Source organism: uncultured Piscinibacter sp. (assembly GCF_937952055.1).
GTDB lineage: Bacteria > Pseudomonadota > Gammaproteobacteria > Burkholderiales > Burkholderiaceae_C > Piscinibacter.
On record NZ_CALFYO010000021.1, the window covers coordinates 568,011 to 587,838 of the forward strand.

Annotated in this window: 19 protein-coding genes; 13 read left to right on the forward strand and 6 right to left on the reverse strand. The window is 69.7% G+C overall.

Annotated features, from left to right (window positions below; translation table 11 throughout):
• Positions 1-19: 19 nt before the first annotated feature.
• Complete coding sequence (gene hyi, locus Q0599_RS16955; RefSeq protein WP_298831812.1) at positions 20-817, reverse strand: hydroxypyruvate isomerase; 798 nt, start codon at positions 815-817, stop codon at positions 20-22.
• Positions 818-830: 13 nt separating this feature from the next.
• The gene (gene gcl, locus Q0599_RS16960; protein ID WP_298831814.1) at positions 831-2,621 is read right to left on the reverse strand and encodes a glyoxylate carboligase; all 1,791 of its coding nucleotides are present in this window, start codon (positions 2,619-2,621) and stop codon (positions 831-833) included.
• 150 nt (positions 2,622-2,771) lie between these two features.
• Here gcl and Q0599_RS16965 point away from each other — a divergent pair, with 150 nt between their 5' ends.
• From Q0599_RS16965 to Q0599_RS16990, 6 genes are all read left to right on the forward strand, one after another.
• Positions 2,772-3,689 carry a LysR family transcriptional regulator gene (locus Q0599_RS16965; protein ID WP_298831817.1) on the forward strand — a complete coding sequence of 306 codons (918 nt, stop codon included), beginning with the start codon at positions 2,772-2,774 and terminating at the stop codon, positions 3,687-3,689.
• A 2-nt stretch (positions 3,690-3,691) separates the two neighbouring features.
• Entirely contained in the window at positions 3,692-4,168 is a 477-nt protein-coding gene (locus Q0599_RS16970) for a pilin (RefSeq protein ID WP_298832753.1), read from the forward strand.
• Complete coding sequence (locus Q0599_RS16975; RefSeq protein WP_298831820.1) at positions 4,165-4,857, forward strand: c-type cytochrome; 693 nt, start codon at positions 4,165-4,167, stop codon at positions 4,855-4,857. Before Q0599_RS16970 ends, Q0599_RS16975 begins: the two co-directional genes overlap by 4 nt.
• A 10-nt stretch (positions 4,858-4,867) precedes the next feature.
• The gene (locus tag Q0599_RS16980) at positions 4,868-6,160 is read left to right on the forward strand and encodes a cytochrome c (protein WP_298831822.1); all 1,293 of its coding nucleotides are present in this window, start codon (positions 4,868-4,870) and stop codon (positions 6,158-6,160) included.
• Positions 6,161-6,287: 127 nt separating this feature from the next.
• On the forward strand, positions 6,288-7,493 hold the full coding sequence (locus tag Q0599_RS16985) for a DUF4382 domain-containing protein (protein WP_298831825.1): 1,206 nt from the start codon (positions 6,288-6,290) through the stop codon (positions 7,491-7,493).
• 43 nt (positions 7,494-7,536) lie between these two features.
• Complete coding sequence (locus tag Q0599_RS16990; RefSeq protein ID WP_298831828.1) at positions 7,537-8,019, forward strand: hypothetical protein; 483 nt, start codon at positions 7,537-7,539, stop codon at positions 8,017-8,019.
• 9 nt (positions 8,020-8,028) lie between these two features.
• On the opposite strand, the gene Q0599_RS16995 is transcribed toward Q0599_RS16990, so the two are convergent.
• A complete protein-coding gene (locus Q0599_RS16995) occupies positions 8,029-8,235 on the reverse strand; it encodes a 4-oxalocrotonate tautomerase (RefSeq protein WP_298831831.1) in 207 nt (68 codons plus the stop codon).
• Positions 8,236-8,397: 162 nt separating this feature from the next.
• Here Q0599_RS16995 and Q0599_RS17000 point away from each other — a divergent pair, with 162 nt between their 5' ends.
• Genes Q0599_RS17000 through Q0599_RS17010 form a run of 3 tightly spaced genes read left to right on the forward strand, consistent with a single transcriptional unit; the run spans position 8,398 to position 11,703 of the window.
• Positions 8,398-9,360: a hypothetical protein gene (locus Q0599_RS17000; protein ID WP_298831834.1), complete on the forward strand. Its 963-nt coding sequence runs from the start codon at positions 8,398-8,400 to the stop codon at positions 9,358-9,360.
• A gap of 10 nt (positions 9,361-9,370) precedes the next feature.
• Entirely contained in the window at positions 9,371-10,252 is an 882-nt protein-coding gene (locus tag Q0599_RS17005) for a DUF3365 domain-containing protein (protein ID WP_298831837.1), read from the forward strand.
• Positions 10,249-11,703, forward strand: coding sequence for a protein kinase (locus Q0599_RS17010; protein WP_298831839.1), 1,455 nt, complete (start codon positions 10,249-10,251; stop codon positions 11,701-11,703). The genes Q0599_RS17005 and Q0599_RS17010 overlap by 4 nt, the downstream gene beginning before the upstream one ends.
• A 12-nt stretch (positions 11,704-11,715) precedes the next feature.
• Here Q0599_RS17010 and Q0599_RS17015 read toward each other — a convergent pair whose 3' ends face one another.
• The 3 genes from Q0599_RS17015 to uraH form a co-directional block, all read right to left on the reverse strand.
• The gene (locus Q0599_RS17015; protein WP_298831842.1) at positions 11,716-13,191 is read right to left on the reverse strand and encodes a nucleobase:cation symporter-2 family protein; all 1,476 of its coding nucleotides are present in this window, start codon (positions 13,189-13,191) and stop codon (positions 11,716-11,718) included.
• A 76-nt stretch (positions 13,192-13,267) separates the two neighbouring features.
• On the reverse strand, positions 13,268-14,464 hold the full coding sequence (locus tag Q0599_RS17020; protein ID WP_298831844.1) for a urate hydroxylase PuuD: 1,197 nt from the start codon (positions 14,462-14,464) through the stop codon (positions 13,268-13,270).
• Positions 14,465-14,662: 198 nt separating this feature from the next.
• The gene (gene uraH / locus Q0599_RS17025) at positions 14,663-15,019 is read right to left on the reverse strand and encodes a hydroxyisourate hydrolase (RefSeq protein ID WP_298831846.1); all 357 of its coding nucleotides are present in this window, start codon (positions 15,017-15,019) and stop codon (positions 14,663-14,665) included.
• 86 nt (positions 15,020-15,105) lie between these two features.
• Between uraH and Q0599_RS17030 the strand changes: the two genes are divergently transcribed.
• Genes Q0599_RS17030 through Q0599_RS17045 form a run of 4 tightly spaced genes read left to right on the forward strand, consistent with a single transcriptional unit; the run spans position 15,106 to position 19,782 of the window.
• Complete coding sequence (locus Q0599_RS17030; protein ID WP_298831849.1) at positions 15,106-15,849, forward strand: GntR family transcriptional regulator; 744 nt, start codon at positions 15,106-15,108, stop codon at positions 15,847-15,849.
• Positions 15,846-16,784 carry an allantoinase PuuE gene (gene puuE / locus Q0599_RS17035; protein WP_298831852.1) on the forward strand — a complete coding sequence of 313 codons (939 nt, stop codon included), beginning with the start codon at positions 15,846-15,848 and terminating at the stop codon, positions 16,782-16,784. Before Q0599_RS17030 ends, puuE begins: the two co-directional genes overlap by 4 nt.
• A complete protein-coding gene (uraD, locus tag Q0599_RS17040) occupies positions 16,781-18,562 on the forward strand; it encodes a 2-oxo-4-hydroxy-4-carboxy-5-ureidoimidazoline decarboxylase (RefSeq protein WP_298831854.1) in 1,782 nt (593 codons plus the stop codon). The genes puuE and uraD overlap by 4 nt, the downstream gene beginning before the upstream one ends.
• Positions 18,559-19,782 (forward strand): M20/M25/M40 family metallo-hydrolase, encoded by a 1,224-nt coding sequence (locus tag Q0599_RS17045; protein WP_298831857.1) that lies wholly within the window; start codon positions 18,559-18,561, stop codon positions 19,780-19,782. The genes uraD and Q0599_RS17045 overlap by 4 nt, the downstream gene beginning before the upstream one ends.
• The last annotated feature ends 46 nt before the right edge of the window (positions 19,783-19,828 follow it).

Sequence of the window (19,828 nt, forward strand, 5' to 3'; positions counted from 1 at the left end):
TCTCGTTCGAAATGGAAATTCAGCGCAACGGGCGCAGCTGCCTTCTTGCCTGCTCCAGCCAGCCGAGCCCGGCCTCGGTGCCGTTGGCGGGCTTGTACTCGCAGCCGACGAAGCCGCGGTAGCCGATGCGCTCGAGGTGGCCGAACAGGAAGGCGTAGTTGATCTCGCCCGTGCCCGGCTCGTTGCGTCCCGGGTTGTCGGCCACCTGGATGTGAGCGATGCGCGCGAGGTGCTTCGAGATCGTCGCGGCGAGTTCGCCCTCGGTGCGCTGCGCGTGGTAGACGTCGTACTGGAGGAACAGGTTGTCGGCGCCGACCTCGTCGATGATGGCGAGCGCCTGCGCCGTACGGTTCAGGAAGAAGCCGGGAATGTCGTAGGTGTTGATCGGCTCGATCAGCAGCTTCAGGTCGGCCTTCTTCAGTTCCGCCGCGGCGTACCTCAGGTTGGCGACGAAGGTCTGGCGCAGCGTCTGGTCGTCGGCGCCGAGCGGCACCTTGCCGGCCAGGCAGTTGAGCTGCGGAACACCCAGAGCGGTGGCGTACTCGATCGCCCGTGCCACGCCCGCGCGGAACTCGTCGACGCGGTCGGGCAGGCAGGCGATGCCGCGCTCGCCGGCGTCCCAGTCGCCGGCCGGCAGGTTGTGCAGCACGCACTGCAGGCGGTTGCCCTTCAGCCGAGCGGCCACTTCGGCCGGCGTGTGCGCGTAGGGGAAGAGGAACTCGACCGCGCCGAAGCCGGCGCGCGCGGCGCGCTCGAAGCGATCGAGGAAGGGATGCTCGGTGAAGAGCATCGTCAGGTTGGCAGCGAAGCGCGGCATGGTGGTCCTTCGTTCAGTCGAGCAGGCCCGCGAGCTCGAGGCCCTTGGTGCCCTCGGGATGGCGGCAGTCGATCGATTCGAACTCGTTGACCTTGTCGATCTCCACGCCCATCGCGATGTTGGTCACCTTCTCCAGGATCACCTCCACCACCACCGGCACGCGGTGCTTGCGCGCGAGTTCCTGCGCCTCGACCAGCGCGCCGCCGATCTTCTCGGGATCGGTCACGCGAAGGCTCTTGCAGCCCAGGCCCTGCACCACCGCCTGGTGGTCGACGCCGTAGCCCTTCAGCGAGGCGTCCTCGACGTTCTGGTTGTCGAAGGCGAGCTGCACGCAGAAATCCATGTCGAAGTTGCGCTGCGCCTGTCGGATCAGTCCGAGGTAGCTGTTGTTGACCAGCACCTGCACGTACGGCAGGCGGAACTGCGCCCCCACTGCCAGCTCCTCGATGAGGAACTGGAAGTCGTAGTCGCCGGACAGGCCGACCACGGTGCGCGTCGGGTCGGCGGCCACCACGCCGAGCGCCGCCGGGATGGTCCAGCCCAGCGGTCCGGCCTGGCCGCAGTTGATCCACTGACGCGGGCCGTAGACGTTGAGGAACTGCGCTGCGGCGATCTGCGACAGGCCGATGGTCGAGACGTAGATGGTGTCGCGCGGGAACGCCTTGTTCATCTCCTCGTAGACGCGCATCGGCTTGATCGGCGTCTCGGTGTAGTGCGTCTTGCGATGCATCAGCCGCTTGCGCTCGCTGCAGCGGAAGCGCCAGTCGGAATAGTCGCGCAGCGTGCCGGCCGCCTGGCGCTCCTTGGCGACCTGCACGAACAGCTCGAGCGCCGCCTTGGCGTCGCTGACGATGCCGAAGTCGGGCATGAAGACGCGCCCGATCTGCGTCGGCTCGATGTCGACATGCACGAAGCTGCGGTCCTTGCAGTAGACCTCGGTCGAGCCGGTGTGGCGGTTGGCCCAGCGGTTGCCGATGCCGAGCACGAAGTCGCTGGCCAGCATGGTGGCGTTGCCGTAGCGGTGGCTGGTCTGCAGCCCGCACATGCCGGCCATCAGCGGGTGGTCGTCGGGGATGCTGCCCCAGCCCATCAGCGTGGGAATCACCGGCACGCCGATCGTCTCGGCGAATTCCACCAGCAGCGCCGAGGCGTCGGCGTTGATGATGCCCCCGCCGGCGACGATCAGCGGCTTCTCGGCGGCCATCAGCATGTCCAGCGCCTTCTCGACCTGCTTGCGCGTGGCGGCGGGCTTGTAGACCGGCAGCGGCTCGTAGGTGTCGATGTCGAACTCGATCTCGGCCATCTGCACGTCGAACGGCAGGTCGATCAGCACCGGCCCCGGGCGGCCCGAGCGCATCAGGTGGAAGGCCTGCTGGAAGGCGCGCGGCACCTGCGCCGGCTCGCGCACGGTGACCGCCCACTTGGTCACCGGCTTGGCGATGGATTCGATGTCCACCGCCTGGAAGTCCTCCTTGTACAGCCGCGCGCGCGGCGCCTGGCCGGTGATGCACAGGATGGGAATGCTGTCGGCGCTGGCCGAGTACAGCCCGGTGATCATGTCGGTGCCTGCCGGGCCCGAGGTGCCGATGCACACGCCGATGTTGCCGGCACGGGCGCGGGTGTAGCCCTCGGCCATGTGCGACGCGGCCTCGACGTGCCGCGCCAGCACATGGGCGATGGATTCGCGCTCGCGCAGCGCCGCGTACAGCGGGTTGATGGCGGCGCCGGGGACGCCGAAGGCCTGGCTCACGCCCTCCTTCTCCATCACCAGAACGGCGGCCATGGCGGCTTTCATGCGGGCCATACGAATCTCCTTGGGTCTGTGGACTGCTGACCGCGATGGTCGGGCCGCAGCCCCCCGGTGAGAAGACCAGGCAAGGCATGTTTGTCATTCCGCTGGGGAATGACCGGCGGCGGCCGGTGCATCATTGGGGCCAGGAGACAGGACATCGCCATGGACCGTATCACCGGCGTGCAGCTGTTCGCGCGCATCGTCGAGACCGGCAGCTTCAGCAAGGCCTCGTCGGACCTGGGCATTACCCAGCCGACGGCGACCAAGCATGTCGCCGCGCTCGAGGCGAAGCTCGGCGCGCGGCTGCTCAACCGCAATACCCGCGGGGTGAGCGCCACCGAGATCGGCGCGCTCTACTACGAGAAGTGCAAGGCGATCCAGCGCGAACTGGACGAGGCCGACAGCCTCGCCGCGCTGCTGCAGAGCAAGGTGCGCGGGCAGCTGCGCATCAGCACCTCGGTGGCCTTCGGCCGTCGCGTGGTCACGCCGCTGGCACTGCGCTTCATGCGCGAACACCCGGAGGTGACGCTGGACCTCAGCTTCGACGACCGCTACGTCAACCTCGTCGAGCAGGGGGTGGACGTGGCGTTGCGCATGGGGCGCCTGGCCGACTCCGCCCTGGGCGCGCGCTTCCTCGGCACCAACCCCTGGCTGACCGCTGCCGCACCCGACTACCTGCAGCGCAAGGGCACGCCGGGCTCGCCGGCCGATCTGGCGCAGCACGACTGCCTGGTCTACAGCAGCGTGCAGGGCGACGACCGCTGGGCCTTCGCCGGCGACAGCGGCCAGACAGCCTCGGTGCCGGTGAAGGGGCCGCTTCGCTCGAACAACCTCTCCGCCGTGCTGTCCGCCTGCCGCGCCGGCCTGGGGCTGGCGGTGCTGCCGTGGTACGTCGCGCGCGAGTCGGTGGCGGACGGCGTGATCGTGCCGGTGCTGCAGGACTTCGCGCTGCCGGCCCAGGAACTTCACGCGGTGTTCCCTTCGCCCAAGCTGGTGCCGGGCAAGGTCAGCACCTTCATCGACTTCCTCAGGCTGCAGCTCGACGGCGAGTGGTGGAAGCGCACGCCGGGGGCCGCGTGACGATGCGCTTCCGCCGCGGCTTCACGCTCGTCGAAGCGCTGGTAGCGCTCGCGCTGGTGGCCATCCTGGCGATGATCGCGGTGCCGCCTCTGCAGGACCGGCTGGTGCGCGACCAGATCGTCGAGGCCATGCGCCTGGCCGAAGTCGCCAAGCCGCCGGTGGCGGCATCGTGGCGGGCCACGCGCAGGCTGCCCGCCGACAACGCCGAAGCTGGGCTGCCCGCCGCCGAGCGCATCGTCAGCAACCTGGTCCGCGCCGTCGCCGTGGAGCAGGGCGCGGTGCACGTCACCTTCGGCCACAAGGCGAACGGCGCGATCCAGGGCAGGACGCTGTCCCTGCGCCCCGCGGTGGTGGACGACGCCCCCGTGGTGCCGGTGGCCTGGGTCTGTGGCGCTGCGTCCGCTCCGGCGCCGATGACCGTGTACGGCAGCGACCGCACCGACGTGCCGGCGCGCTACCTGCCGTCGAACTGCCGATGAGAACCCTGCTGCTCGCCCTCGCCACGCTGACGACCGTGCCGACCGCGGCGGCGCCGCAGGACACGCTGGCGCAGCGCGTGCAGGCCTGCACCGCCTGCCACGGCAAGGAGGGCCGGGCTGCGCCGGACGGCTATCACCCGCGCATCGCCGGCAAGCCCGCGCTCTATCTGCATCACCAGTTGCTCAACTTCCGCGAGGGGCGGCGCCATTACGGGCCGATGGTCTACCTCGTCGACCACCTGAGCGACGATTACCTGCGCGAGATCGCCGAGCATTTCGCCGCACTCGACCTGCCCTACCCCGCCCCCGCGCCGGCGAGCGAGAGCCCCGCCGTGATGGCACTCGGCGAGCGCCTCGCGCTGCGCGGCGACGAAGCGCGCAAGCTGCCCGCCTGCAGCGCCTGCCACGGCCGGGCGCTCACGGGCGTGGCACCGGCCATCCCCGGCCTGCTGGGCTTGCCGCGCGACTATCTGAAAGGACAACTCGGGGCCTGGGTCAACGGCCAGCGGCAGGCCCACACGCCGGACTGCATGGCCGACGTCGCCCGGCAACTCACCGCGGACGAGGTCAGCGCCGTCGCCGCCTGGCTGGCGAGCCGGCCCCTGCCCGTGCCCTCCAAGGCGGCAGCCGCCCTGCCCGAGCCGCTGCCGGCGCAGTGCGGCAGCGTCCCCGGCCCGGCGCCGCGCTGAAGGACTGCCGATGCTGCGCCGCTGGATCGTCTTCCTGGCCGTGCTGCTCGGCGTCTTCGCCGGCCTGGTGACCTGGCTGAACGTGCGCGGCGAGACGGCCATCCCGGCCGACGCCGCCCCCTCCAGCGGTACGCCCGAGCAGGTGGCGCGTGGCGAGTACCTCGTCCGCGTGGGCAACTGCATGACCTGCCACACGCCGCGGGGCGGCGTGCCCTGGGCCGGCGGCCGCGGCATCGCCACGCCCTTCGGCACCGTCTACGCGGGCAACCTGACGCCCGATGCACAGACCGGGCTCGGCCGCTGGAGCGCCGAGCACTTCTGGCGCGCCATGCACCATGGCCGCTCCTTCGACGGGCGCCTGCTCTACCCGGCCTTCCCCTACCCGGACATGTCTCGCGTGACGCGCGAGGACAGCGACGCGATCTACCACTTCCTGCGCACGCTGCCGCCGGTGCACCGACCCAACACGCCGCACGACCTGCACTTCCCCTACAGCACGCAGGCGGCGCTGGCGGTGTGGCGGGCGCTGTTCTTCCGCCCCGGCGGCTTCGAGCACGACGCTTCGCGCAGCGCCGCGTGGAACCGTGGGGCCTACCTGGTGCACGGTCTCGGCCACTGCTCCGCCTGCCACGGCGGGCGCAACTTCCTCGGCGCCACGCCCGAGGGAGGCCTGTCGCTCGGCGGTGGCCTGATCCCGATGCGCAACTGGTACGCACCGGCGCTGACCTCGCCCGAGCAGGCCGGCGTGGCCGACTGGGACCTCGCGGACATCGTCGCCCTGCTGCGCGACGGCGTCTCGCCGCGCGGCTCGGCCCTCGGTCCGATGGCCGACGTGGTCTATCGCAGCCTGCAGCACCTGCGCGAGGACGATCTGCGCGCCATCGGGCTGTTCCTGCAGTCGCTGGCGCAGACGCGCACGCAGGCGAGCGGACGCAAGCCGCCCGATCCGGCGGTGCATGAGCTCGGCGCGCAGCGCTACGAGAAGCATTGCGCCGACTGCCACGGCGCCCGCGGCGAAGGTGCACGAACCCGCGGTGGCGCCACGATCTACCCTGCGCTCGCGGGCAATCGCCTCGTCACCATGGAGCCGCCGACCAACCTGATCCGTGTGATCGTGCACGGAGGCTTCCTGCCGGCCACCGCCGGCAACCCGCGACCGTTCGGCATGCCGCCTTTCGGGTTGGCGCTCACTGACGAAGAAATCGCCGCCGTCGCGAGTTTTCTGCGTACCAGCTGGGGAGCCTCGGCGGGAGCGGTGAGCCCCACGGAGGTCGCGCGCTTCCGCGGCAGTGCGGGCGACTGACGCCCCTCCGATACCAATTCACACATCCCGGGGGGCGATGGATACGGTTTGGCGGATGAGCAAATGTTAAATTTGCCCATTACTGGAGCACCCCGCTCCTGCTGACCCACTTCCATCGGGAGTCGCCATGCAACTTCGTTCCATTCTTCGTCCCTGGCTGGCCGCACTGGCGGCTTCCGCCGCACTGCTGGCCGCCTGCGGCGGCGGAGGCAGTTCCTCGTCGTCGAGCGAGCCGGGCATGCTGCGCGTGGCGCTGACCGACGCACCCGCCTGCGGCTACGAGCAGGTCAACGTCACCGTCGAGAAAGTGCGCGTGCACCGCAGCAGCACCGCCGACGACGCCGACGCCGGCTGGTCCGAGGTGGTCCTGAATCCGGCCCGGCGCGTCAACCTGCTCGATCTGACCAACGGCGTGCTCGCCGAACTCGGCCAGACCGAACTGCCCGCCGGCACCTACAGCCAGCTGCGGCTGCAGCTCGCCTCCAACGGCAACAGCGCGCCTTACGCCAACTCGATCGTGCTCGAGGGCGAGGTGGACGAGATTCCGCTCGACACGCCCAGCGCCCAGCAGTCGGGCCTGAAGATGAACCTCAACCTCACCGTCGAGCCCAACGAACTGGCCGACCTGGTGCTCGACTTCGACGCCTGCAAGTCGGTGGTCAAGCGCGGCAACTCGGGCCGCTACAACCTCAAGCCGGTGGTCAGCGTGCTGCCGCGCGTGCGCCTGGACGGCCTGGTCGCCGAAGGCTACGTCGCGCCGGCGATCGCGCTGGGCACCACCAGCGTCTCCCTGCAGCAAGGCGGTGTGCCGGTGCGCACCACCTGGCCGGCCATCGACGGGCGTTTCGTGCTCTACCCGGTGCCCGCCGGCATCTACGACCTCGTGGTCAGCGCCGAGGGCCGCGTCACCGCGGTGATGACCGGCGTGCCGATCAGCGAGAGCTCACGCACCTTCGTCACCCCGCCCGGCACCTTCATCGATCCGACGGAAGGCACGCCGCGCCTGGCGACGGGCGTGGTCAGCATCAGCGGCTCGACCGACGTGCCGCTGGCGACCGTCATCGCGACGCAGGTGGTGGACGGCACGACGGTGGAGCGCGGCGCGCGCAACGTCGACGCCGACACTGGAGGCTACGCTTTGAGCCTGGTCACGGGCGCGCCGATCTTCGTCGCGTACGATCCGCTCGCCGTCGCACTCAATTTCAGCGAGGACGTGGGCAACGCGGGCAAGTTCCAGCTGACGGCCGTGGCCGAAGGCAGGACGCCGGTCAGCGAACCCATCGATGTCACGGGTGGCGACGACCTGGACAGGCCGCTGGTCTTCGCCCCTTGAGGCGCGGTAGGCTGAGTCACATCACCACCACTGGGAGCCGACGATGACGAACCGTCACCTGAACGCCTGCTTGCTCGCCCTGGCCGCCGTGTTGCCGGCGCATGCAGCCGACGTCGATGTGGGCGTGTCCATCAGCGTCGGCCAGCCCGGCTTCTACGGCCGCATCGACATCGGCCATGTGCCGCAGCCGGTGCTGGTGTATCCGCAGCCGGTCATCATCCAGCCGGCGCCGGTGGCGGTGGTGCGCCAGCCGATTTACCTGCACGTGCCGCCCGGCCACGCCAAGGACTGGGAGCGCCACTGCTACCGCTATGCCGCCTGCAATCAGCCGGTCTACTTCGTGCAGGACCGCTGGTATCAGGAGGTCTACGTGCCGCAGTACCGGCAGCGCTACGCGCCGCCGCCGCCGCCGTCGCGCAAGTACCGGCATGACGACGACCGTCGCGGCCAGGGCTACGACGATCGCGGCCGCGGCAAGAAGGGCGACGACCACCGCGGCAAAGGCAAGGGCCGCGACAAGGACTGAGCGCCTGGCTCAGGGCGAGGCGGGTTTCGCCGCCTTGTCCGACCACAGCACGCCGCCGGTGGCCCAGTTCTCCCGGCGGATGTCGAAGAACACCACGTCCACGCCGTCGGCGCTGCCGCCGAGAACGCGCACGCAAGCCTCGGTCAGTTCCTTGGCGAGGGCGCGCTTCTGTTCGGGCGAGCGCCCTTCGAAGAGTTCGACGCGCAAGGTGGGCATGAGGGTCTCCTGGATCTCGTTCGGTACGGGGAATTGGAGCGGACTACCTAAAAAGGCACCCCACGAAAGAGGTGCGCCGCCCCCCCATTCTGGATGAAGCGTGGGGGCAAGCCGGCTCCTAAGCTGATTCCATCGAGAGCGTTTCCGCTCGATGGAGTCATCATGAAGCTGTCTGCCCTGCGCGCCGTCGCCCTGGCCCTGGTGGCCGCGCTGCCCGTGCACTGCATGGCAGCCTCGATCGGCATCGTGACCATCGTCGAGGGCGAGGCGACGATCTTGCGCGACGTGCAGCGTTTCACCGCTGCCGAGGGCCAGCGCGTGCACGACGGAGACATCCTGCGCACGGGCGAGCAGACCCGGCACGCACGGGTCGAACTCTCCGATGGCAGCACCCTCGACCTTGGCCCCGGCACCGAACTGCTGCTGCAGCCGCGCGCCGTCGGCGCCTTCGCCGAACGCGCCGCCACGCTCTACCTGGCGCGCGGCTGGCTGAAGATCGGCGCGGGCCGAGACCCTGGCGTGAGCGGCATCGCCAGCGCGACACTCGACCTGCAGCAGCTCGCGGGCACCGCCGTGCTGCGCGTGGCACCTGGCAGCGCGACGGCCTTCGTCGAGTCCGGAAGCGCGCGGGTCGCCGAGCCGCAGGCCGGCCGCGACAGTGCTCCCCGATCGCTGCACGAGGGTGACGCCCTCGTGACGCGCGCCGGCGAGGCCGCCTCGCTCGCGCGCCGCCCGCCTGCCGAGATGCTGCAGGATCTGCCGCGCGCCTTCGCCGACTCCCTGCCGCGCCGCGCCGCGCGCTTCCTGGCCAGCCCGGTCGAACCCGGCGCGGGCGAGCCGGTGACCTACACGGAAGCGTCGGCATGGATCAACGGCGAGCCCGCGCTGCGCACCCTCGCCGTGCAGCGCTTCGCACCGCGCGTGTCCGATCGCGCGTTCCGCGCCGCCTTGCTGCACGAGATGCGCGCCCACCCCGAGTGGCACCGCGTGCTGTTCCCCGAGAAGTACCGGCCCAGGCCTGCGCCCGTGGCACGCCGCGCCGCGCCGCAAGACGCCCCGGTGGTGAGCCTGCACGGCCTGATGACCTGGCCGGGGGCTCCCGACGACCTCGCACCGAATCCCTGAGGAAGAGACGATGAAGCTGCTGCTCAAGTTCAACCTGGTGTTCGTGCTGATCTTCCTGCTCGGACTGGGCGCCACCGGCGTGATGACGCGCCAGCTGCTGGAGCGCAATGCGCAGGAGGAGACGCTGCAGCATGCACGCTTCCTGCTCGAGAAGGCGCTCGCCGTGCGCTCCTACACGTCGACGCATGTGGCGCCACTGCTCGAGACGCAGATGAAGTACGCCTTCCTGCCGCAGTCCGTGCCCGCGTTCTCGGCCACGGAGGTGCTGGCCAGGATCCAGAAGAACCACCCGGAGTACATCTACAAGGAAGCGACGCTGAACCCGACCAACCCGCGCGACCGCGCGGTCGAATGGGAAGCCGACGTGATCGCCGAGTTCCGCAAGTCGCCCGACACCCGCGAGTTCGTCGGCGAGCGCGACACGCCGTCCGGCCGCGCTCTCTACATCGCGCGACCGATCCGGATCGCCGACGCAGGCTGCCTGCGCTGCCACAGCACGGTGGAGGCCGCGCCACGCACGCTGGTGGAGAAGTACGGCCCTGCCAATGGCTTCGGCTGGCAGCTCGGCGAGGTGGTCGGCGCGCAGATGGTCTCGGTGCCGATGGCCGTGCCGATGTCGCGGGCACAGCAGGCTTGGGCGCTTTTCATGGGCATGCTGTCGGCGGTGTTCGTCGTCATCGCGGTGGCGCTCAACGCCATGCTCTGGTGGCTGGTGATCCGACCGGTGACACGGCTGGCGCGGCTGGCCGACCGCGTCAGCCTCGGCGAGCTCTCGGCGCCCTCCTTCAACGTCGGCGCACGAGACGAGATCGGCCGGCTCGCCGCCTCGTTCAGCCGCATGCGCAAGAGCCTGGTGCAGGCGATGCGCATGCTCGAAGGAGCACCGTCGTGAGCGCCCGTCCCTTCGACCTGGCACGCCGCGCCGATAGCGCCGCACCGCTGCCGCAGCGGCTGGGCAAGTACCTGGTCTCGCGCGTGCTCGGGGAAGGCGCGATGGGCGTGGTCTACCAGGCGCTCGACCCGGACATTCACCGCCCGGTGGCGATCAAGGCGATCCGCGCGCCGCTGCTCTCGCCGGACGCGCAGGACATCTCCGCGACCGCGCGCTTCCGCACCGAAGCGCAGGCGGCAGGTCGGCTGTCGCACCCGAACATCGTCTCCGTCTACGAGTACGGTCAGGCCGACGACGCGCATTACATCGCGATGGAGTATGTCGACGGCATCTCCCTGCAGGCGCTGCTGTCGCGCGGCGACCGCCTGCCGCTGGACGATGCGCTCAGCGTGATGCAGCAGTTGCTGGAGGCGCTGGCCTGCGCCCATGCGCAGGGGGTGTGGCACCGCGACATCAAGCCGGCCAACCTGCTGCTCACGCCGGAAGGTCGCCTCAAGGTCACCGACTTCGGCATCGCACGCATCGACTCCGGCGAGCTCACGCACCACACCACCGTGCTCGGCTCGCCCGGCTACATGGCGCCCGAGCGCTACACTGACGAGATGCCGGATCGCCGCGTCGACATCTTCTCCAGCGGCGTGCTGTTCTACGAGCTGCTCACCGGCCGGACGCCCTTCTGCGGCGGCGCCGGCGCGGTGATGTACCAGGTGCTGAACACCGAGCCGCCACCGCCCTCCACGCTCGCGCTCGATCCGCCGGTGCCGCCGCACTTCGATGCGCTGGTCGCGCAGGCGATCGCCAAGCGTGCCGCCGACCGGTTCGACGATGCCGCGCAGATGCGTGTCGCGCTGTGCAAGGCCGCCGAGCGGCCGATCGCGCCGGCAGTGTCGGCGCAGACGATGCGCCGCTTGCGCTTCGGCCGCCTCGACGCGCCTACGCAGGTGCTGCCTCGCGCGATGGCGGTAATGCCGCGTGGCAGCACCCCGCAGAGGGCTCCCGGCGGGACCGCCCCGCAGTCGCTGGCCGACATCGAACAGTTGCTGCTGCCGCATCTCGGTCCGGTGGCACGCCTCGTGGTGCGCGACGCTGCGCGCCGGCATGCCGACCCGGCGGCCATGCTCGCCTGGCTCGCCGCCGAAGTGCTGGAACCCGAGGAGCGAGAGCCCTTCCTGGCGAAGGCCCGCCGGCTCGTGCCATGTGCCCCGCCCGTCGGCGCACCCGCACCTTCGGGCGCGCTGCCGGTGCTCGGCACCACGCCGATGCGACCCGAACTGGTGGAGAAGGCGCAGCAGGTGCTCGCCCGGCAGATCGGCCCGATCGCCGCCCTGCTGGCGCGGCGCGCAGCCGCCACGGCCTCGACCCGCGAAGCCTTCTTCGCCGCGCTGGCCGATGCCGCGAGGCCGGAGGTCGATCGCAAGGCGCTGCTCGCGCAGCTCTGGAAGCTGCGTTGAATGCGCCGCCGTTCAGTGCGCTTCGGCGGCCTTCGCGGCCTCGATCGCGCCGGCCCGGTCTTCCCTCGCGCCATTGAAGAAGATGTTCAGCAGCACCGCCGCCACGGCGGTGAGCAGGATGCCCGACTCGAGCAGCGGGTGCAGGCCGTGCGCCATCTGCTGCGTCCAGCGCGGCGCCACCAGAGGAATGAGGCCGAAGCCGATGGACAGGGCGACGATGTAGAGGTTGTGGCGGTTGCCCTTGAAGTCCACCGTCGAGAGGATGCGGATGCCAGTGGCCGCGACCATGCCGAACATCACCAGCCCTGCGCCGCCGAGCACGAACTGAGGGATCGACTCGACGAACGCCGCCATCTTCGGCAGCATGCCCAGCACGATCATGATGATGCCGCCGGCCACGCAGACCCAGCGGCTCTTCACGCCGGTGACGCCGACCAGGCCGACGTTCTGCGAGAAGCTGGTGTAGGGGAAGGTGTTGAAGATGCCGCCGATCAGCGTGCCCAGGCCGTCGGTGCGCAGCCCGGCGGCAAGCGACGGCTGGTCGATCTTCCTTCCCGTCAAGTCGGACAGCGCCAGGAACATGCCGGTCGATTCGATCATCACCACGATCATCACCACCGACACGGTCAGGATCATCACGGCGTCGAAGGTGGGCATGCCGAAGGCGAAGGGGGTGACCACGTCGAACCAGTGCGCCTTGGCCACCTTGTCGAAGTTCATCTTGCCCATCGCGATGGCCACGGCGCAGCCGGCCACGATGCCCAACAGCACCGAGATGTTCGCCACGAACCCTTTCGCGTACTTCACCAGCAGCAGGATGAACACCAGCACCGCGGCCGCCACCGCCATGTTGTCGAGCGCGCCGTAGCTCGGGTTGTTGCTCATCGGGATCGGCCCGGCCAGCTTGAGTGGCGCGCTCGCTGCCTCGGCCGCCGCCTTGGCCGCATCGACCATCGCCACGAGCTGGGGCACGTCCACGCTCTGCGCCAGCGGCGGCGGCCCACCCATCGCCCAACCCACGCCGACGCGCATCAGGCTGATGCCGATGATCGCGATGATGGTGCCGGTGACCACCGGCGGGAAGAAGCGCAGCAGCTTGCTGACCATCGGCGCGATCAGCATCGAAATCACGCCCGCGCCGATGATCGCGCCGAAGATCGCGCGCGCCCCGTCGACACCGGGCATCGCGTTGGCGAATGCCACCATCGGGCCGACGGCGGCGAAGGTCACACCCATCATCACCGGCAGCTTGATGCCGAACCAGCGCGTGACGCCGAGCGACTGGACCAGCGTGACCAGCCCACAGCAGAACAGGTCGGCCGAGATCAGCAGCGCAACCTGCTCGGGCGTGAGCTTCAGGGCGCGGCCGACGATCAGCGGCACGGCGATCGCGCCGGCGTACATCACCAGCACGTGCTGCAGGCCCAGCGCCGCGAGCCGCGGCGCCGGCAGTCTCTCGTCGACCGGGTGGACGGATGTCTCGCTCAATCGGGTCTCCTCGCAGTGTCCTGTGTCCAGAGCCTGATGGGGAAACCCTCCTCGGTCCGACAGGCGTACTGGCCGTTCACCGCACGGATGCGCCGGCCTCGAACCATCGCCCGAGCAAGGACCGTTCCGCGTCGGTGATCTGCGTGGCGTTGTTCATCGGCATGGTCTTCAGAACCACCGCCTGCTGGTAGAGCGCCTGGGCGTTCTTCGCGATCAGCTCGGGCGTGTGCAGTTGCACGCCCTTGCTGACCACCTGCTCGTCGTGGCACATGACGCAGCGCTGCGTCACCACCGCGCGCACCTGTGCAAAGCTCGGCGGCGCCATGCTGGTGCTCTGCGCCAGTGGCGCGGGCGCAAGCCACGCGGCGAGCCCCGCGAGAAGCGCCGTGCCGGCGATCGCGAATTCCCAGGGCACGCGATGCCCGGCCACCAGCGCCTTGTGGCGCACCACGAAGCTGTGTCGGATCAGCGCGCCTGCGAGCATCACACCCACCAGCACCAGCCAGTTGTGCTTCGCGCCGTAGAGGAAGCCGTAGTGGTTGCTGAGCATGGCGATCAGCACGGGCAGCGTGAAGTAGGTGTTGTGCACGCTGCGCTGCTTGGCCCGCTGCCCATGCACCGGGTCGACGGGCTGACCGGCCTTCATCTGCGCCATCACGGTGCGCTGCCCCGGGATGATCCAGAAGAACACGTTGGCGCTCATGGCCGTGGCCATCATCGCGCCGACGAGCAGGAAGGCCGCACGCCCCGCGAACAGCTGGCAGGCGAGCCACGACGCGACGACGACCGCGATCGTCACGCCGATGCCGACGATGCGGTCGCCGCCGGGCTTGCGGCCGAAGGCACGGCAGATGCCGTCGTAGACGAGCCAGAACACCACGAGGAAGCCCAGCGCCGCGGCGATGGCGGCGGCCGGCGACCACGCGAACAGGTTCCTGTCGATCAGGAAGGTGCCCGCCTGGTAGAGGTAGAGCACGGTGAACAGCGCGAAGCCGGTCAGCCAGGTGGAGTAGCTCTCCCAGTAGAACCAGTGCAGGTTGGGCGGCAGCGACTTCGGCGCCACCATGTACTTCTGCGGGTGGTAGAAGCCGCCGCCGTGCACGGCCCAGAGTTCACCGTCGACGCCCTTGTCGACCAGATCGGGTGCGGTCGGCTTCGTCAGGCTGTTGTCGAGGAAGACGAAGTAGAACGACGAGCCGATCCAGGCGATCGCCACGATGACGTGGGCCCAGCGCAGCAGCAGGTTGACCCAGTCGAGAACGTACGCTTCCATGCGCTGTCACTTCCTTTCGGCACGGGCCGCGCGCAAGAAGCGGGCCCATGGGCGGCCTCACCACAGCGGGCTCTGTGAGGCTGGAAGTGTCGCGACCGGTGTGGCACACCGGGCTCCGCGGCGACGCGACACATAGTGTATACAGTCTCGCGCACGCTCCGATCCGGACTTACCCGGATTCGCGCCCGAGACCCGGCCTCAGCTGCCGCGATAGGTCGAGTACGACCACGGGCTGGCCAGCAGCGGCACGTGGTAGTGCTGGCCCAGCGCGGCAAGGCCGAAGTCCAGCGGCACCTCGTCGAGGAAGGGCGGCTCGGCCAGCGCCGCGCCGCGCCGCCGGAAGTAGTCCGCCACCGCGAAGACGAGACGGTAGCGCCCGGGCCGGAACGCCTCGCCCTGCAGCAGCGGCGCGTCGGCACGGCCGTCGTGGTTGAGCGTGACGCGCTTGAGCTCCGTGGCCGTGCCATCGTCGCCGAGGCGATACAGCCGCACGGCCATGCCGGCCGCAGGGCAGCCGTTGGCGGTGTCGAGCACGTGGGTGGTGAGCTGGCCCATGGATTCCTTTCGTTCGGACGATTGGCTTGCAGTGTCGCCAAAAGTGTATACACTTTGATCCACGAATCAAGTACCGATCGAACACGATGCCGCGTTCCAATCCCACCCTGCAGGTCGTCCGCGCCGGCGCGAAGGCGAGCAGTCCGCGCGCCAGCGCCGAGGCCGGAACGAGCACGCAGCGCATCGTCGAGTCGATCACCGCGGCGATCGTCGAGCGCCGCCTGATGCCCGGCACCAAGCTGGCCGAGCAGAAGATCGCCGACATCTTCAAGGTCTCGCGCACGCTGGTGCGCCAGGCGCTCAACCAGCTCAGCCGCGACAAGCTGGTCACGCTGGAGCCGGCGCGCGGCGCGCGCGTCGCCGAGCCCAGCATCGAGGAAGCGCGCCAGGTCTTCGAAGTGCGGCGCATGCTCGAGTCGGCCATGATCCGCAGCGCCGCCAGCGGACTGACCGACGTGCAGCTTGCGGAGCTCCGCGCCCACCTGCGCGCCGAGCAGGCCGCGGTGCAGCGCACCGACGTCTCCGGCCGAACCCGGCTGCTGGCCGATTTCCACGTGGTGATCGCCCAGATGCTCGGCAACCGGGTGCTGGCCGACTTGCTCGTCGACCTGGTCACCCGTTCCTCGCTGATCGCGCTGATGTACCAGTCCTCCCACTCGGCCGAGCATTCCTTCGCGGAGCACGTGGCCATCGTCGACGCCCTGTCGAGGCGCGACGCGCGCGCCGCCGTCAAGCTGATGGACGAGCACCTGCACAACGTCGAGCACAACCTGCGCCTCGATCCGCGCACGCCCGACCTCACCGACGCCCTCAAGCCCTACGCACCATGAGCAACACCACGGCTTCCTACCCACGCGACCTGGTCGGCTACGGCCGCAATCCGCCGCACGCCCGCTGGCCGGGCAACGCCCGCATCGCGGTGCAGTTCGTGCTGAACTACGAGGAAGGCGGCGAGAACAGCGTGCTGCACGGCGACGCCGGCAGCGAGCAGTTCCTCTCGGAGATGTTCAGCCCTGCCGCCTACCCCGATCGCCACCTCAGCATGGAGTCGATCTACGAGTACGGCTCGCGGGTGGGCGTGTGGCGGCTGCTGCGCGAGTTCGAGCAACGCGGCCTGCCGTTGACGGTGTTCGGCGTCTCGATGGCGCTGGAGCGTCATCCCGAGCTGACCCGGGCCTTCGTCGAGCTGAAGCACGAGATCGCCTGCCATGGCTGGCGCTGGATCCACTACCAGGCCATGCCGGAGGAGCAGGAGCGCGAGCATCTGCGCATCGGCATGGAAATCATCGAGAAGCTGACGGGCGAGAGACCGCTGGGCTGGTACACCGGCCGCGACAGCCCCAACACCCGCCGGCTCGTCGCCGACCACGGCGGCTTCGAGTACGACAGCGACTACTACGGCGACGACTTGCCGTTCTGGACGCAGGTGACGAGGACCGATGGCACGACGGTGCCGCACCTGATCGTGCCCTACACGCTGGACACCAACGACATGCGCTTCTCCCTGCCGCAGGGCTTCAGCCAGGGCGACGACTTCTTCACCTACCTGCGCGACGCCTTCGACGTGCTCTACGCCGAGGGCGACGAGGCGCCCAAGATGCTGAGTGTCGGCATGCATTGCCGCCTGCTCGGCCGCCCCGGGCGCATGCGCTCGCTGCAGCGCTTCCTCGACCACATCGAGCGCCACGACCGCGTCTGGGTGTGCCGCCGCATCGACATCGCGAGGCACTGGAGGCAGGTCCATCCGTTCAAGGTCCAGTCATGACGATCACCCTGGAACAACTCAATGCCGCGTCCACGGCGGACGCCGCCCGCATGCTCGACGGTCTGTACGAGCATTCGCCCTGGATCGCCGAGCGCGCGATGGCGAAGCGGCCCTTCGCCAGCCTCGCCGCGCTCAAGCACGCGATGGTGAGGGTGCTCGCCGAGGCCGGCCGAGAGGCGCAGCTCGGCCTGATCCGCGCCCACCCGGAGCTGGCCGGCAAGGCCATGGTGACGCGCACGCTCACCGCCGAGTCGACCCACGAGCAGAGTGCCTCGGGACTGACGCACTGCTCGCCCGAAGAATTCGCACGCCTGCAGCAGCTGAACGCCGACTACAACGCACGTTTCGGCTGGCCCTTCATCCTCGCCGTGCGCGGGCCGCGCGGCACGGGGCTGACACGTGCCGAGATCATCGCCACCTTCGCGCGCCGGCTGGAGAACCACCCGGACTTCGAGCTCGCGGAGTGCCTGCGCAACATCCACCGCATCGCCGAGATCCGGCTGAACGACAAGTTCGGCTTCGAGCCGGTGCTGGGCAACCAGGTGTGGGACTGCGCCGAGATCCTGGCGCGCCACAGCGACCCAGGCTATGCCGAGCAGGGCCTGCTCACCGTCACCTACCTGACCGAGGCCCACCAGGCCTGCCAGCTGCAGTTGCAGCACTGGATGCGCGAGTGCGGGTTCGACGAGGTGAGCGTCGACGCGGTGGGCAACGTCGTCGGCGTCTACCACGGCGCGGATGTCTCCGCGAGGCGGCTGCTCACCGGCTCGCACTTCGACACCGTGCGCAACGGCGGCAAGTACGACGGACGGCTGGGCATCTTCGTGCCGCTGGTGGCGGTGCGCGAGCTGCACCGCGCAGGCCGGCGACTGCCCTTCGGCATCGAGGTGATCGGTTTCGCCGAGGAGGAAGGCCAGCGCTACAAGGCGACCTTCCTCGGCTCGGGCGCAGTGATCGGCCAGTTCGACCCGGCCTGGCTGGATCAGAAGGACGCCGACGGCCGCACCATGCGCGAGGCGATGCAGGCCGCCGGCCGGCCCGGCACGCTGGAGGCCATCGCCCGGATGACGCGCGACCCGGCGCGCTACCTCGGCTTCGTCGAGGTTCACATCGAGCAGGGGCCGGTGCTCAACGAGCTCGACCTGCCGCTCGGGGTGGTCACCTCGATCAACGGCGGCGTGCGCTACCAGTGCGAGGTGGTCGGCATGGCCAGCCATGCCGGCACCACGCCGATGGACCGTCGCCGCGATGCTGCGGTGGCGGTGGCCGAGCTGGCGCAGTTCGTCGAGAGGCGCGCGTCGAGCGTGCCCGACGTGGTCGGCACGATCGGCATGCTGAACGTGCCGAACGGCTCGATCAACGTCGTGCCCGGCCGCTGCCAGTTCAGCCTGGACCTGCGCGCCACCACCAACGAAGCGCGCGATGCGCTCGCTGCGGACGTGCTGGCCGAGCTGGCCGCGATCTGCCAGCGCCGTGGTCTGCACCACAAGGTCGAGGAGACCATGCGTGCGTCCGCGGCACCCAGCGCGCCGCCATGGCAGACGCGCTGGGAGCGCGCCGTCGAGTCTCTCGGCCTGCCCGTGTTCCGCATGCCCAGCGGCGCCGGGCACGACGCGATGAAGCTGCACGAGGTGATGCCGCAGGCCATGCTGTTCGTGCGCGGCCTGAACGCCGGCATCAGCCACAACCCGCTGGAGTCCAGCACCAACGACGATGCCGACCTCTGCGTGCGGGCCTTCCAGCACCTGCTCGGCCAACTGAACGACGAACTCGCATGAACGCCTACGAACAACTCGACGCCTGGATCGACGCCCACTTCGACGAGCAGGTGCACACGCTGCAGGCCCTGGTCCAGGTGCCCACCGACACGCCGCCGGGCAACAACGCACCGCATGCCGAGCGCACGGCCGAACTGCTCGAGGGCTTCGGCTTCGCGGCGGAGAGGTTCCCCGTGCCGGCCGCTCTGGTGAAGGCCGCGGGGCTGGAGTCGATCACCAACCTGATCGTGCGCCGCCGTTATGGCGAAGGCCGCACCGTCGCGCTCAATGCCCACGGCGACGTGGTGCCCCCCGGCGAGGGCTGGACTTACCCTCCCTATGGCGGTGAAGTGCACGACGGCAAGCTCTACGGCCGCGCCGCCGCGGTGAGCAAGTGCGACTTCTCGACCTACATCTTCGCCACCCGCGCGCTGGAGGCGCTGGGCCTGCCACTCAAGGGCGGCGTCGAACTGCACTTCACCTACGACGAGGAGTTCGGCGGCGAGCTCGGCCCCGGCTGGCTGCTGGACAAGGGCCACACGAAGCCCGACCTGCTGATCGCGGCCGGGTTCAGCTACCAGGTGGTGACGGCGCACAACGGCTGCCTGCAGATGGAGGTGACGGTGCACGGCAAGATGGCGCACGCCGCGATTCCCGACACCGGCGTCGACGCGCTGCAGGGGGCGACCGCGATCCTCAACGCGCTGTATGCGCAGAACACGCTGTACAAGCAGGTCAGCTCCAAGGTGGCGGGCATCAAGCACCCTTACCTCAACGTCGGGCAGATCCAGGGAGGCACCAACACCAACGTCGTGCCCGGCAAGGTGGTCCTCAAGCTGGATCGCCGCATGATTCCGGAGGAGAACCCCGCCGAGGTGGAAGCGACGATCCGCCGCGTCATCGAGGACGCCGCGAAGCAGGTGCCGGGCATCACGGTGGAAATCAAGCGCATCCTGCTGGCGCGCGCGCTGACGCCGCTGCCCGGTAACCAGCCGCTGGTCGAGGCGCTATGCAGGCATGGCAAGGCGGTGTTCGGCGAGCCCATCCCCACCTCGGGCACACCGCTGTACACCGACGTGCGCCTGTACTGCGAGCGCGGCATTCCGGCGGTGATCTACGGCGCCGGGCCGCGCACGGTGCTGGAGAGCAACGCCAAGCGTGCCGACGAGCACATCGTGCTGGAGGATCTGCGCCGCGCCACCAAGGTGGTGGCGCGCACGCTGTTCGATCTGCTGAGCTGAGCGCCCGAACCAAGCGGGTGCATCGCGCACCAGCGCGAGAGCGGCG

Coding starts and splice junctions, on each gene's coding strand:
- hyi (WP_298831812.1), bottom strand. CDS start 817: ATGCCGCGCTTCGCTGCCAACCTGACGATGCTCTTCACCGAGCATCCC.
- gcl (WP_298831814.1), bottom strand. CDS start 2,621: ATGGCCCGCATGAAAGCCGCCATGGCCGCCGTTCTGGTGATGGAGAAG.
- Q0599_RS16965 (WP_298831817.1), top strand. CDS start 2,772: ATGGACCGTATCACCGGCGTGCAGCTGTTCGCGCGCATCGTCGAGACC.
- Q0599_RS16970 (WP_298832753.1), top strand. CDS start 3,692: ATGCGCTTCCGCCGCGGCTTCACGCTCGTCGAAGCGCTGGTAGCGCTC.
- Q0599_RS16975 (WP_298831820.1), top strand. CDS start 4,165: ATGAGAACCCTGCTGCTCGCCCTCGCCACGCTGACGACCGTGCCGACC.
- Q0599_RS16980 (WP_298831822.1), top strand. CDS start 4,868: ATGCTGCGCCGCTGGATCGTCTTCCTGGCCGTGCTGCTCGGCGTCTTC.
- Q0599_RS16985 (WP_298831825.1), top strand. CDS start 6,288: ATGCAACTTCGTTCCATTCTTCGTCCCTGGCTGGCCGCACTGGCGGCT.
- Q0599_RS16990 (WP_298831828.1), top strand. CDS start 7,537: ATGACGAACCGTCACCTGAACGCCTGCTTGCTCGCCCTGGCCGCCGTG.
- Q0599_RS16995 (WP_298831831.1), bottom strand. CDS start 8,235: ATGCCCACCTTGCGCGTCGAACTCTTCGAAGGGCGCTCGCCCGAACAG.
- Q0599_RS17000 (WP_298831834.1), top strand. CDS start 8,398: ATGAAGCTGTCTGCCCTGCGCGCCGTCGCCCTGGCCCTGGTGGCCGCG.
- Q0599_RS17005 (WP_298831837.1), top strand. CDS start 9,371: ATGAAGCTGCTGCTCAAGTTCAACCTGGTGTTCGTGCTGATCTTCCTG.
- Q0599_RS17020 (WP_298831844.1), bottom strand. CDS start 14,464: ATGGAAGCGTACGTTCTCGACTGGGTCAACCTGCTGCTGCGCTGGGCC.
- uraH (WP_298831846.1), bottom strand. CDS start 15,019: ATGGGCCAGCTCACCACCCACGTGCTCGACACCGCCAACGGCTGCCCT.
- Q0599_RS17030 (WP_298831849.1), top strand. CDS start 15,106: ATGCCGCGTTCCAATCCCACCCTGCAGGTCGTCCGCGCCGGCGCGAAG.
- puuE (WP_298831852.1), top strand. CDS start 15,846: ATGAGCAACACCACGGCTTCCTACCCACGCGACCTGGTCGGCTACGGC.
- uraD (WP_298831854.1), top strand. CDS start 16,781: ATGACGATCACCCTGGAACAACTCAATGCCGCGTCCACGGCGGACGCC.
- Q0599_RS17045 (WP_298831857.1), top strand. CDS start 18,559: ATGAACGCCTACGAACAACTCGACGCCTGGATCGACGCCCACTTCGAC.